The sequence below is a fragment of the Pukyongia salina genome (genome assembly GCF_002966125.1).
GTDB classification, from domain to species: Bacteria; Bacteroidota; Bacteroidia; order Flavobacteriales; family Flavobacteriaceae; genus Pukyongia; species Pukyongia salina.
This window is the reverse complement of record NZ_CP027062.1, coordinates 553,649-566,740: the sequence shown is the minus strand read 5'-3', so window position 1 is coordinate 566,740 and position 13,092 is coordinate 553,649. Positions and strand designations below refer to the sequence as shown.

Sequence of the window (13,092 nt, the reverse complement as noted above, 5' to 3'; positions counted from 1 at the left end):
ATGACAGACCTCTTAGCAAAATATATACCTACGGCTGCGGTTAATCCTGTATTCGAATTGATCAAGCAACACAATGTTCATCTCAAGATAGTGAACGAAAGGGTTACCAGGCATGGAGACTATAAAAAGCTTACCAATGGTGGTCATCAGATAACAGTAAATGCAAATTTGAACAAATACCGTTTCCTTATCACTTTGATTCATGAAATTGCACATTTGGTGGCGTTTAAGGATTTCGGGCGAAGCATAAAACCTCATGGTAAAGAATGGAAGCATGTATTTCAGCAATTGATGTTGCCATTTATACGACCTGAGATATTTCCTTCATCTCTATTACCCCTGCTGGCTATTCACTTTAAGAATCCGAAGGCCTCCAGCGATACAGACAGCAAGTTATCCCTGGGGTTAAAGGCGTACGATCCGCCTAATGATAAAAACTATATATTTGAGATACCATACGGCGGCACTTTTCGGTTATATAATGGAAAGATGTTTAAGCGTGGTAACAAACGGGTTAAGCGCTATGAATGCCTTGAAATTTCCACGGGTAGGATCTATTTGTTCAACCCCAATGCTGAAGTTGAATTTATTAAATGAAAATGAAGACTGATTATTATGCTGTGATCATGGCAGGCGGAATTGGCTCACGATTCTGGCCGGTTAGCACCCGTCGTTTCCCGAAGCAATTTCACGATATGTTGGGAAGTGGCCAAAGTTTACTTCAGAAAACATTTTCCAGACTATCGCAAGGTATCCCGGAACGAAATATAAAAGTGTTAACCAACCAAAGTTATCAAGAACTGGTGCTCGAACAGATTCCCGGGATGACGCCAGATCAGGTTGTTCTCGAGCCCGCAATGAGAAATACTGCGCCTTGTATATTACTAAGCGCTTTGAAGATCCATAAGGAAAACCCAAATGCACTCATGCTGGTGGCGCCTAGTGACCATTGGATAGAAGACGAAGAGGCTTTTTTGAAGGATGTTTCACAATGTTTTGAGGCATGCAGAGAAAACGATAAATTGTTAACCTTGGGTATAAGGCCTTCCTTTCCTAACACCGGGTATGGTTATATAGAATACGATGCATCTGACACTTCAGAAATAAAAAAAGTACTTCAGTTTTGTGAAAAACCTGAATATCACACCGCCAAAGAATTTGTAGAAGCTGGGAATTTCTGTTGGAATGCGGGGATATTCATCTGGAGTGTAAAAAGCATAATTCATGCTTTCGAGCAGTATCTTCCGCAAATGTTTAAGTTGTTTAGCAACGGCGTGGAGGTGTTAAATACTTCTATGGAGAAACAATTTGTGGATGATCATTATGGCCGGGCCGATAACATTTCCATTGATTATGGTATCTTGGAAAAAGCAAACAACGTCCATATGCTTGAAGCAAGTTTCGATTGGAATGATCTGGGTACCTGGGGTGCATTGCACGACAAACTAGAAAAGGACGAGAATGGAAATGCGGTTGTGCGGGCAATTCCGTATACAAAGGACGCTAAGGGAAATATGATATATTCCAGTTCGGAAAAATTGATCGTTGTAGACGGCATTGAAGATTTTATCGTAGTAGATAAAGACAATGTACTAATGATCTACCCGAAGAATAAAGAGCAAAACATTAAGAATCTTTTAACCGAAATATCGCAAAATTTTGGCGAAAATTATACCTAAATGAGTACATCAGAAAACAGGCCTACCGGTAATGCCTCTGAAGAGCAGCAGTTTGAGCATTTAAAGCTCTCAACCTGGGCCAGTCTTAAGAAATTCTTCGGCGAGCTTTTGGATATACGTTCCGATACAGACCGCGATGCCACCATCGACGCTGTAAAAAAGGACATATCCTTTAAAGGCCATAACGCCTGGATTCTTATTTTCTCCATATTTGTTGCATCTATTGGACTTAATGTTAGTAGTACAGCTGTGGTTATCGGTGCCATGCTTATATCTCCGTTAATGGGTCCTATAGTGGGTGTTGGGCTGGGAGTGGCTATTAATGATGTTGAAATGCTGAAGCGGTCTCTAATTAACCTGGGCGTTATGATTGGCTTAAGTGTTATGACCGCCTTCCTATACTTTAAGGTGTCACCGCTTACCGAAGAGACCCCGGAGCTTCTGGCCAGAACTGCTCCTACCATTCTGGATGTGCTGGTAGCCATATTTGGTGGTCTGGCGCTTATAGTTGCCAAGACCAAAAGTGGAACGATCGCCAGTGTGATCTTTGGTGTTGCCATAGCCACCGCACTTATGCCTCCATTATGTACTGTGGGGTACAGCCTTGCTGTTGGGAACGCCGAATACGCTATGGGTTCCTTCTATCTATTCTCCATTAATACCGTTTTTATCGCCTTATCTACCTTTATTGTAGCAAAATTGTTACGATTCCCTTTAGTTCGATATGCCAACTCTAAGAGAAGACGTTTTATTGCGCGTGTAGCCTCGTTGATAGCGCTTATTGTTATGGTTCCAAGTGTGATCTTGTTTTTGCAGTTGCTGGACCAACAGGTATTTGAGAACAATACCAAAGACTTTGTACGGGACGTCATCAACTATGAAGGAGCCGAAGTTGTTAAGTTCACGCATGATTATCAAACCAAGGAGATCGAGGTCTATTTAATAGGAAGACTAGTGCCACAGGGACAGATCAATAAATGGATGACCACCTTACAGGAAACAGACGATCTTGAAGGAGGAAAATTAACTATTTATCAGGGAACAGACCAATCTGGTGAGCTGGCCGAAAAATTATCCAACGATCTGAAACAGGACATCCTGGAGGATCTGTATGTTAACAATCAGAAAGAATTAAAGGATAAGGATCTTCGGATCGAATTCCTGGAAGAGGAGATCACCAAACTTAAAATTGAAGAAATTCCCTTTGCCAGTCTCAGTCAGGAGGTTAAGATAAATTACGACAAGCTAAAATCTTTTAGTTATTCTAAACGTGTGATGACCAATTTCAGCAGTATTGATACAATTCCCGTATTCCAGGTGGATTGGGACCGTTCATTAAACTCCCGTAGCAGAACCGAAAACAACCAGAAACTTGCTAATTGGTTGAAATTTAAACTTAATCTCGACACCTTATTGATAGAGGAACGATAAAAAAAGGCGCTCATCGAGCGCCTTTTTTGTTGAAATATTTGTTCGAATTTATCTTTTTACGAACTTATAGCTTTGTTGAGATCCTTCTATTTCTAACTGAACAAAGTAAACTCCACTTTTAAGAGAATCTACATTAATCGTGTTCTCGGAGGAAATAGTTGTATTCATTACTACCTTTCCGGTTACATCCACTACAGAAACCTTTGTATTTTCAAGTCCATTGAGTGAGAAATTAAGAATGTCTGTCGTAGGATTGGGGAAAAGATTGATCCCTTCCTTTTGGAAATCGGTTACCGCCAGTACGTTGTCTCCTTCAACAAAAATATGTTGTTCATTAATATTAGGATCGTTGATCACATCAACTACTCCTGAAGGCCATTTGATGATGATCTGGTCGATATTGGTAGCGGTTCCAATTCCGAAATGAGCTACCAGGGAATTCATATGACTAAATCCTTGTCCTGAACGCACTTCGCGAATTTGCATCCCCCAGTCGCCGTAAATTTCTACACGCGCTCCAATCCCGTTATAATTACTCTGTACGCCTTCCAGGCCTATCTTCACCCAGTTATTGGCGTTCCCATCGTTAATCCATAGATCTCCATTATTAACCACATCGAGGAATCCGTCTCCGTTAAAATCTCCAATCCCACCTTCATCAAACGGTAGGTCTATCCCGGTAAAGGTTAAGTCACCATTATTTATATAAAGTTCTTTAGATAACTCGGAAAAGATATCTACAAAACCGTCGTTGTTAAAATCGCCCGCCTGGTTCTCCCATGCGCCAAGATCGTTAGCGTCGATTCCTGTTCCTCCAATTATATCTGTAAATACACCAGTACCGTCATTAAGCATAAATCTGTTCTGGAAATCGTGATTCACGATAAAGGCATCGAAATCCCCATCATTGTCAAAATCCTCGAAAACAGTAGACCATGATTGTGCATTGTCTCTCATATTGATCTGGAGAGCATTCTCCGTAAAGGTACCATCACCATTATTGGTATACATCGCATTATCGCGATCCGGATCTCCCGGTGATGCACCACCTCTACACTTGGTTAAGTACATATCACTATCTCCGTCATTATCGTAGTCTACCCAGATAGCAGCATAGTTACCCGGTCTGTCCAGCGTTACGATCAGGTTCTGATCTAAAGACATTGTACCTGTACCATCGTTTCTGTAGGGATGACTTAGATCCACATCATGACAAACAAAACTGTCCAGATCACCATCATTATCGATATCGCTCATTGTTGAACGCTGACTGAATATAAATTCTGGGAACGTAACTTCGGTATAATCTGTTCCATTTACATTAGCATATAGAAAGGATACACGCTGGCCGTTTCCAAGAACCAGGTCGTTGTACCCGTTTGCATCAAGATCTCCTGCAGCCACACTCCAGTTAGGTACATTGGCAATAGGCAGAGTGTAAAATACCGAATTGAAAGTACCGTCTCCAACCTGATAATCGATTCCCACACCATTAGCGGAAACCCGAACGTAATCGTCCATCCAGTCGCCATTCATATCGACGGCGATTTCGGAATTATCCGGATAATTTGCCAGAAGATTACCCTGGTTTGTAAAACTAACCTGCGCAAAAGAAGCAACTGAAAACAGTACAGCCAGGCTAAAAAGTAAAATATTTTTCATGTGTTAATTTTTTAATAGCGTTAAAAATAATGCAAAAATCCATGATTTCCACTAAGATAGCTTCAAAAATTAGCCTTCTTTTAGCTGAACTTCTCGAATTTTCTTAAAAAGATCGGAAGAATAGACAAAGTCTGTCACATCTTTATTGTCGGTTTTGAAAATGTCCTGATTCGATCCATCCCATACCAAATGGCCATGTTTCAGAAGTACAATATTTTCCCCTATTTCCATCACAGAATTCATGTCATGCGAAACCACCACGGTTGTAATATCGTTTTCTTTGGTGATCTCCTGGATAAGATTATCGATCACAGTTGCAGTATTAGGGTCAAGTCCCGAATTAGGCTCATCGCAGAATAGATACTTGGGTTTGTTAACTATCGCTCGTGCAATAGATACTCTTTTTTGCATCCCTCCTGAAATTTCGGCCGGAAACTTCGAATTTACATTCTCTAAATTCACTCGAGCCAGTACTTCATTAACTCTATCCAGCATTTCAGAGCGCTTCTTGTTGGTGAACATCCGTAACGGGAACATCACATTTTCTTCGATAGTCATAGAATCGAATAAAGCTCCTCCCTGGAATAACATGCCAATATGTTCTCTCAGGTCGCGTTGTTCTTCATCGTCCATGTCGTGTATGGATTTATCTTCGTAGAAGATCTTGCCTTCATCTGGATGAAACAGCCCAAGTAAGCATTTTAATAGAACCGTCTTACCACTTCCACTGGCGCCAATGATAAGGTTGGTCCTACCTTTTTCGAAGACCGTGGTGATCCCTTTCAGAACTTTGTGTTCTCCAAAACTTTTATGAATGTTCTCTACACGTATCATCAGCTTAATAACAAAGTGGTTACTATATAATTTGTGAGGATGATCAATACACTGGTCCACACAAACGAATTTGTACTTGCCTTTCCTACTTCCAGAGCTCCTCCTTTCATAAAGTATCCCTGCCAGGAAGGTACCGTTGCCAGGATAAAGGCAAAGATAAATGTCTTTATGAATGCATAAGTTAGATGAAAAGGTTCGAAAGAGTCCTGTAAACCCGTTACAAATTCACCAGGGGAGGTAAAACCTCCGTACACCCCGGCCAAAAATCCACCAAAGATCCCGAGAAACATGGATAGTGCTATCACGAAAGGATAAAAGAGTAGCGCGATCACCTTTGGAAAAACTAGATAATTCAGGGAATTAATCCCCATAACATCCAGAGCATCGATCTGTTCGGTAACACGCATGGAACCCAGGCTGGAAGTAATGAAGGAACCCATTTTACCCGCCATGATGATGGAAATAAACGTTGGCGCAAATTCGAGGATCATGGATTGCCGAGTGGCAAACCCTATTAATGACTTTGGGATCAGCGGATTTTCAAGATTAAGAGCTGTTTGAATGGCGATTACTCCACCTACGAAGAACGAAATAAAAGAAACTATTCCCAGGGAACCAATGATTAGATCATCAATTTCCTTAAAGATAAGTTCTCTAAGAACAGACCCTTTGGTAAATCCACTGAAAACCCTTTTCAGCATTAAGAAATAGGAACCAACGTCCTTAAGAGCTCTAACAATTATCATCCTATGCTAAAGTAACAAAATTAACCGATTGTAAAGAGGGAATCGTTTGGGCAAAAACAACTATTTCTTTTGTAACAGAGACATCATTTTATGAAAGATCTCTGTATTCTCGTAAATTCCGTTAAAGCTGGACGCCCCGGGGCCATATGCAAAGACGGGGATCAGCGTTGCCGAATGTCCCCCTGTAGAAAAGGAGGGCTTGATAGTATTGTAATCGTTTTCACTTGCAGCCAGGGTAAAACCACCCGTTTCGTGATCTGCGGTTACGATCACCAGGGTCTCCCCATTCTTTTTGGCGAAGTCCAGAGCTACACCAATAGTTTTGTCGAAATCCAACTGTTCTCCTATTAGATAATCGGCTTCGTTACCGTGCCCTCCCCAATCGATCTGAGATCCTTCCACCACGAGAAAAAAACCTTGTTTGTTGGCAGAGAGGTAATCTATTCCTAGTTGCGTACTCTCCGGCAGAAAATCACCTCGACCTTCGATCATCTTTGGCATGGCATTATCTGCAAGTAGTATTAGCTGTTTCTTTTTAGAAACTTTATCTGGTAAAGATTCGGTATGAATTTCGAAGTTATTTTTTCTGAAGTCTTCGAACAGGTCTTTTCCATCTTCGCGCCTATCGAAAAATTGACTTCCACCTCCAGCGATGAAGTCTACCTCGCTTTTCGCAAGATTCTCGGCGATAGCCTCGTACATACTTCTTCTAAATACATGGGCATAAAAGGCAGCAGGTGTGGCGTGCACCACAGAAGAGGTGGAAATAACCCCTGTTGCATAGTTCCTTTTAGATAATAATTCTATAATGGTGGGAACCGAATTAGTATCGGAGTCGACACCTACTGCACCATTATAGCTTTTAACCCCACTTGCAAACGCCGTTGCGCCTGCTGCCGAATCTGTAACTAACTCGGCTGAAGAAGAAGTTTTTATTAGTCCGATATTGGTAAATCGTTCAAAATTTGAAGTTTCATCATTAAAATAAAACCCTGCCGAAACCTGGCTTAGTCCCATACCATCTCCAATAAGCAGGATAATATTCTTAGGCTTTTTCTGGTTTGCGAGCGGGGTTTGAGCCCATCCAATAACGGAGGTACACAGAAATAAGAGAAGTAGTAGATTTTTCATTTTATATTTTATTGAGCTCTAAGTTAGAAAGAATCAGATCGTTTAATCGTTAAGGGGACGTTATAATTTTTATAACAGCTTTTTTCTAATATTTCTCCAGCGTAATTTTCGTATAAAATTTCCTTCGGAAGGTGATACCAGATAGTTTTGTTTTTCAGGCAAAAATCCCTGAATACATTTTAAAAAGTAAGTAAAGCTCTTTTTTTTCCAGGCTAATTTCATAGCCGCGATCATAGTTAGTAAAAAACCATAGCGCATTCTTTTAAATGCCGCACCTTGCATATAGCCCGACTGTTTTGCATAAGCAGTGGCTGTAGGTTTTAGATGTTTAACTTTTAAGGAAGGTAGTGTGCGAAGTTCCCAACCGTGATATTGAGCAAGCAGCTCGTCTAAAGTGTCCCATCCCATTGCTTTTTTTAAGCCTCCAATATCATGTAGACAGGACTTTCGATAAGACTTTAAGGCACCTCGTATGTGATCTTTCCCTGTTAGATCTTCAAGTTCCCATTCTCCTTTTTTTTCGAGGTAACAAAATCCACCGGCGATACCTACCTGTTCCGAACTCTTAAAAACTTCTGCAACAGTTTCCAGGTAATTGGCAGGAAAGATGAGGTCTGCATCAAATTTGCAGATCACATCGTAATGAGAATCCAATGTGGCGTAACCCTTGTAAAAAGCATTGATCACTTTCGAGCCCGGGGCATGTACTTCAGAAGAAACATTAGATACCCCTTCGATAAAGGAATACTTGGCAGAATACGCATCTATTATGGTCTGTGTTCCGTCTGTAGAGTTGTCGTTCACCACAACGATCCTGGCCGGTCTTAAAGATTGATTTACCAGCGAATCCAGCGTTTTTTCTATATACGCTTCCTCGTTATGAGCTGGTATGACTATATAAATGATCACCTGGTTCTTTCGGCATATATGAGATAATAACGGGGAGTAAATCTTCTGAGAATAGGCCGAATGCCTACTTTTCTTACAGGATTGGTAAATTTCTCTCGCTTCTTGATCTTCCAGCCGGCTTTTTCCAACAGCCAGTCGAATTGCCAGTCTTCAAATTCGTGATAATGACGGTCTCGCTCGTCTGTTTTACTTCTATATGCCGAAGCAAACCAGAGCTTTAGTGGTACAGAAGCCACTAGTTTTTTAGCCTTAATATCCTGTAAAACATTGAAAGGGGAAACCAGGTGTTCGAAGATCTCGAAGGCTGTTACAACATCGTAGTCTGCAGATTTCACAGCCGTAGTATCCAGATCCAGATCTTCGCCCGATGTATTAGTAACATTAAATCCTTCCTTTCTCAGGATCTCGGAAAAGGGGTTATTCACACCCAGATCTAGGATTTTATCGTTTTTGTTAACAAACTGCTGTAAAAAATTGAATGTGTATTTGTAACGCTTTTTCGGATATTTACCTTCGTACATTATACTCTGTATACAATAGCATTAATGTTCATTCCTGCACCTACACTGGCAAAGATTACCACATCTCCCGGGTTAACTTCATGATCGTCGAGTTCACGCTTTAACACCAGGTCGTATAATGTGGGAACGGTAGCAACACTGGAATTTCCTAATTTGTCTATGCTCATTGGCATTACATCGGCGGGAGCTTCTTCACCATACAATTTAAAGAAACGTTTTATAATAGCTTCATCCATCTTTTCGTTAGCCTGATGGATAAATACTTTTTTTACTTCTGAAATGTTGCACCCACTCTCATCCAGACATTGTTTCATAGCACCAGGCACATTGGTGATTGCAAATTCGTAGATCTTACGGCCGTACATCTTTATATAGCGGCGTGCATCATTTAGTTCCTGATTGTTACTTTCTCCGAAATAAATAAAATGAGCTTCGTCATACGCATAAGTAGCGCTGAGGTGAGATAAGATACCACTGTTAGTATCGTCTCCGGCTTCGATAACGGTAGCACCGGCCCCATCGCTATAGATCATGGAGTCCCGATCGTGCTGGTCGATCACTCTCGACAGTGATTCGGCACCTATAACCATACATTTTTTGGCCATACCGCTTTTAATATAGGCATGCGCCTGGATCACACCTTCCACCCACCCGGGGCAGCCAAATAAAATATCGTAAGCCACACAGCGTGGATTTTTAATTTTCAATAGATGTTTTACCCTGGAAGCAATACTGGGAACTGTATCGCTTTGATGGGTGCCGTGTTTCACATCTCCGTAATTATGCGCAACTATTAGGTAATCAAGATCCTCTTTATCAATATCCGCATCCTCCAGTGCCTTTACGGCAGCAAAAAGTGCAATATCCGAGGTAGTCATTTCGTCTGATATATAACGTCTCTCCGATATGCCTGTTATCGCCTTGAATTTTTCAATAATCACTGAGTTCTCATGACCAAATTTGGTTCCATCTTCATTGTAAAAACTATGCTGCTCAAACTGATCGTTTGGAGCCACACTTTTTGGAATATAACTTCCAACCCCTGTTATTTTTGTACTCATAATTCAGTAAGATTTTGATTATAATAGGTAAAAACGTCTATGTTAACTAGCGCTGTTTTAATAAACGGGTGCACCTTGCAAAATTACAGCCTTTTACTTAAATATACTTAAATAATAGGCTTTATCCCAAGGATTGCTACTGCAGCCCATGAAATTACTACTTATGCTTCCATAAAAGATTCGATGGGCTCGCAGGTACAGATAAGATTTCGGTCGCCATAAGCATCATCTACCCTGCGTACAGAGGGCCAGAATTTATTCTCCGAAATATACTCCAAAGGAAAAGCCGCTGTCTTTCTGGAGTATGGGAGGTCCCAGTTATCTGAAGTTACCATCTCCTGTGTATGCGGGGCATTTTTTAAAACATTGTTTGGATCTGCCGTACTCACCTGGTCAATTTCCTTTCGAATGGAGATTAGGGCATCGCAAAAACGGTCCAATTCTTCCATGCTTTCACTCTCGGTTGGCTCGATCATCATGGTTCCCGCCACCGGAAACGAAACGGTAGGAGCGTGAAAACCATAGTCCATGAGCCGTTTGGCAATATCAACTACCTCTATACCATTTTCTTTAAACGGACGACAATCTATGATCATTTCATGGGCGGCACGTCCTTGTTCACCTGTATAAAGTACTTCAAAATGACCATGAAGACGATCTTTAATATAATTTGCGTTCAGAATCGCATATTGAGTAGAGCGTTTCAATCCTTTCTCCCCCAGCATACATATGTATCCATAAGATATAAGGCAGGCCAATGCACTACCCCAGGGAGCTGCCGAAATAGCAGTAATCGCCTTATTGCCGCCCGTAGGGATCACTGGGTTTGTTGGCAGAAAGGGAACCAGTTGCTCGGCCACACAAATTGGGCCCACGCCGGGGCCACCACCGCCATGTGGAATAGCAAAGGTTTTATGTAAATTAAGGTGGCACACATCAGCACCTATGGCTCCGGGATTTGTTAGGGCAACCTGGGCATTCATATTTGCTCCATCCATGTATACCTGTCCGCCATTCTCGTGTATTATACCGGTTATCTCAACTATGGCACTTTCGTATACTCCGTGTGTAGAGGGATAGGTCACCATTAGAGCGGCTAGCTGGTCTTTATGTTCTTCGGCTTTAGCTCTTAGATCTTCCACATCGATATTTCCTTCTTCAGTAGCTTTGGTTACCACTACTTTCATACCTGCCATCACAGCACTCGCCGGATTGGTACCATGGGCGGAGGAGGGTATAAGGCAGATATTGCGGTGATGGTCTCCCCGCGACTCGTGGTACGCTTTAATTACCATTAACCCGGCATACTCACCCTGAGCGCCCGAATTAGGCTGTAGGGAAGTACCTGCAAATCCAGTGATCTCGGTAAGCTGATCTTCTAATTTCTTTAACATTAGCTGGTAACCCTCCGCTTGCTCAACTGGGGCGAAAGGGTGAATATTTCCCCATCGGGAGTCGCTAAGCGGCAGCATTTCGGCTGCTGCATTTAGTTTCATAGTACAAGACCCCAGAGAGATCATAGAATGGTTTAATGCCAAATCCCTGCGCTCCAGCTTTTTTATATATCGCATTAATTCGGTCTCGCTGTGATAAGAATTGAAGACCTCATTCTCCAGGAAAGCCGTGCTGCGGATAACTTCAGAAGGGATTACATTTCCTGTTATCATTTCCGTATAACGGATACTATCTTTTTCCTTCCCAACTGCTTCAGCAAAAATATTGATGATATTATTTACCTGAGAGATACTGGTGGTTTCATTCACCGAGATCTGAATCGTTTCCGCATCCGGATAAAAGAAATTAACCATAGAAGCTTCGGCTATTGGGCGTACTTTTTTCGAATCTGCTTTTACAGCTATGGTGTCGAAATAATGCTCATTGAGTTGGTAAATACCAAGTCTTTCAAGGCCGTCGGCAAGGGTCGCAGCGGCATTATGTACCTTGTTCGCGATATATGTTAAGCCTTCAGGGCCATGGTATACAGCATACATGCCGGCCATGACAGCAAGCAGTACCTGGGCGGTACAAATATTTGAAGTTGCTTTATCCCTTTTTATATGTTGTTCACGAGTTTGCAAGGCCATTCGCAGGGCACGATTACCGTTCATATCTTTAGTAACGCCTATTATACGGCCGGGAATGTGTCTTTTATATTCTTCACGGGTGGCGAAATACGCTGCGTGAGGGCCTCCGTAACCCAGGGGGATCCCAAATCGCTGCGTAGTACCTACAACAACATCGGCACCAATACTTCCCGGCGATTCCAGTTTAATCAAGCTTAGGATATCGGCGGCAACAGCGATCTTTATATTCCTTTCATTCGCCTGCCGGATAAAATCGGCATAATTGTATATTTTTCCAGATTTACCTGGATATTGCAGGATGGCCCCGAAGAAATCGGTAGCGAAGTCGAAATCTCTGTGATCTCCTGTCACCAGCTCGATTCCAAGAGGTTTCGATCTGGTTTCCAATAAGGATAATGTTTGAGGAAGAATTTCTTCAGAAACAAAAAATTTAACCACATCATTCTTTTTCTGATCCCTGTCTCGAACAGCAAATAACAGGCTCATAGCTTCGGCCGCAGCGGTGGCCTCATCCAGAAGAGACGCATTTGCAAGTTCCATGCCCGTGAGGTCCGATACCATCGTCTGAAAATTGAGCAAGGCCTCAAGTCTTCCTTGTGCTATTTCGGCCTGATAGGGAGTGTAAGCGGTATACCAACCCGGATTTTCAAGTATATTTCGCTGAATAACTGCCGGTAAATAGGCCTCGTGATATCCCAGGCCAATATAGGTGTCGAAAACCTTATTTTTTGCAGCGAGTCCACCAATATGCTCAAGGTATTCCTGTTCGCTCATTGCTTCGTCTAACTCCAGTTTGTTTTTTATGAGGATCTCATGCGGAATAGTTTCCATTATGAGTTGATCGAGGCTGCTGGCATTGATAGCTTTAAGCATCTTGGAGAGGTCCTTTTCACGTGGACCAATGTGTCTCAGGGCAAAAGAATCTGTATTCATTTACTGAAAATTAATGATTCCGCAAAATTACGATTTAAACCTTAATTATATGCTTTAAATTCTCTACCCCGCTTAACTATTTTTCCACTAAAGATGTGAGT

Annotated in this window: 11 protein-coding genes; 3 read left to right on the top strand and 8 right to left on the bottom strand. The window is 41.8% G+C overall.

Annotated elements, in window-relative coordinates; translation table 11 throughout:
- Genes C5O00_RS02600 through C5O00_RS02590 form a run of 3 tightly spaced genes read left to right on the top strand, consistent with a single transcriptional unit; the run spans position 1 to position 3,110 of the window.
- Positions 1–597, top strand: coding sequence for a SprT-like domain-containing protein (locus tag C5O00_RS02600; protein ID WP_105214688.1), 597 nt, complete (start codon positions 1–3; stop codon positions 595–597).
- Positions 598–599: 2 nt separating this feature from the next.
- A complete protein-coding gene (locus C5O00_RS02595; protein ID WP_105217548.1) occupies positions 600–1,679 on the top strand; it encodes a mannose-1-phosphate guanylyltransferase in 1,080 nt (359 codons plus the stop codon).
- Positions 1,680–3,110: a DUF389 domain-containing protein gene (locus C5O00_RS02590; RefSeq protein ID WP_105214687.1), complete on the top strand. Its 1,431-nt coding sequence runs from the start codon at positions 1,680–1,682 to the stop codon at positions 3,108–3,110. It begins immediately after the preceding gene.
- Between the two features lie 48 nt (positions 3,111–3,158).
- Here C5O00_RS02590 and C5O00_RS02585 read toward each other — a convergent pair whose 3' ends face one another.
- The 8 genes from C5O00_RS02585 to gcvP all read right to left on the bottom strand — a co-directional run bounded on the left by C5O00_RS02585 (position 3,159) and on the right by gcvP (position 12,991).
- Positions 3,159–4,772 carry an FG-GAP-like repeat-containing protein gene (locus C5O00_RS02585; protein ID WP_105214685.1) on the bottom strand — a complete coding sequence of 538 codons (1,614 nt, stop codon included), beginning with the start codon at positions 4,770–4,772 and terminating at the stop codon, positions 3,159–3,161.
- A gap of 69 nt (positions 4,773–4,841) precedes the next feature.
- A complete protein-coding gene (locus C5O00_RS02580) occupies positions 4,842–5,606 on the bottom strand; it encodes an ABC transporter ATP-binding protein (protein WP_105214683.1) in 765 nt (254 codons plus the stop codon).
- Positions 5,606–6,352 (bottom strand): MlaE family ABC transporter permease, encoded by a 747-nt coding sequence (locus C5O00_RS02575; RefSeq protein WP_105214681.1) that lies wholly within the window; start codon positions 6,350–6,352, stop codon positions 5,606–5,608. The genes C5O00_RS02580 and C5O00_RS02575 overlap by 1 nt, the downstream gene beginning before the upstream one ends.
- Before the next feature lie 60 nt (positions 6,353–6,412).
- Complete coding sequence (locus tag C5O00_RS02570) at positions 6,413–7,483, bottom strand: alkaline phosphatase (RefSeq protein WP_105214680.1); 1,071 nt, start codon at positions 7,481–7,483, stop codon at positions 6,413–6,415.
- 69 nt (positions 7,484–7,552) lie between these two features.
- Positions 7,553–8,392: a glycosyltransferase family 2 protein gene (locus tag C5O00_RS02565; RefSeq protein WP_105214678.1), complete on the bottom strand. Its 840-nt coding sequence runs from the start codon at positions 8,390–8,392 to the stop codon at positions 7,553–7,555.
- On the bottom strand, positions 8,389–8,913 hold the full coding sequence (locus C5O00_RS02560) for a methyltransferase domain-containing protein (protein ID WP_105214676.1): 525 nt from the start codon (positions 8,911–8,913) through the stop codon (positions 8,389–8,391). Before C5O00_RS02560 ends, C5O00_RS02565 begins: the two co-directional genes overlap by 4 nt.
- Positions 8,913–9,974, bottom strand: coding sequence for a 3-oxoacyl-ACP synthase III family protein (locus tag C5O00_RS02555; protein WP_105214674.1), 1,062 nt, complete (start codon positions 9,972–9,974; stop codon positions 8,913–8,915). The genes C5O00_RS02560 and C5O00_RS02555 overlap by 1 nt, the downstream gene beginning before the upstream one ends.
- Positions 9,975–10,135: 161 nt before the next feature.
- Complete coding sequence (gcvP, locus tag C5O00_RS02550) at positions 10,136–12,991, bottom strand: aminomethyl-transferring glycine dehydrogenase (protein WP_105214672.1); 2,856 nt, start codon at positions 12,989–12,991, stop codon at positions 10,136–10,138.
- Between the last annotated feature and the right edge of the window lie 101 nt (positions 12,992–13,092).

Bases quoted from the DNA above. Each gene is read 5' to 3' on its own strand.
- C5O00_RS02600 (WP_105214688.1), top strand. From the start codon at position 1: ATGACAGACCTCTTAGCAAAATATATACCTACGGCTGCGGTTAATCCT.
- C5O00_RS02595 (WP_105217548.1), top strand. From the start codon at position 600: ATGAAGACTGATTATTATGCTGTGATCATGGCAGGCGGAATTGGCTCA.
- C5O00_RS02590 (WP_105214687.1), top strand. From the start codon at position 1,680: ATGAGTACATCAGAAAACAGGCCTACCGGTAATGCCTCTGAAGAGCAG.
- C5O00_RS02585 (WP_105214685.1), bottom strand. From the start codon at position 4,772: ATGAAAAATATTTTACTTTTTAGCCTGGCTGTACTGTTTTCAGTTGCT.
- C5O00_RS02580 (WP_105214683.1), bottom strand. From the start codon at position 5,606: ATGATACGTGTAGAGAACATTCATAAAAGTTTTGGAGAACACAAAGTT.
- C5O00_RS02575 (WP_105214681.1), bottom strand. From the start codon at position 6,352: ATGATAATTGTTAGAGCTCTTAAGGACGTTGGTTCCTATTTCTTAATG.
- C5O00_RS02570 (WP_105214680.1), bottom strand. From the start codon at position 7,483: ATGAAAAATCTACTACTTCTCTTATTTCTGTGTACCTCCGTTATTGGA.
- C5O00_RS02560 (WP_105214676.1), bottom strand. From the start codon at position 8,913: ATGTACGAAGGTAAATATCCGAAAAAGCGTTACAAATACACATTCAAT.
- C5O00_RS02555 (WP_105214674.1), bottom strand. From the start codon at position 9,974: ATGAGTACAAAAATAACAGGGGTTGGAAGTTATATTCCAAAAAGTGTG.
- gcvP (WP_105214672.1), bottom strand. From the start codon at position 12,991: ATGAATACAGATTCTTTTGCCCTGAGACACATTGGTCCACGTGAAAAG.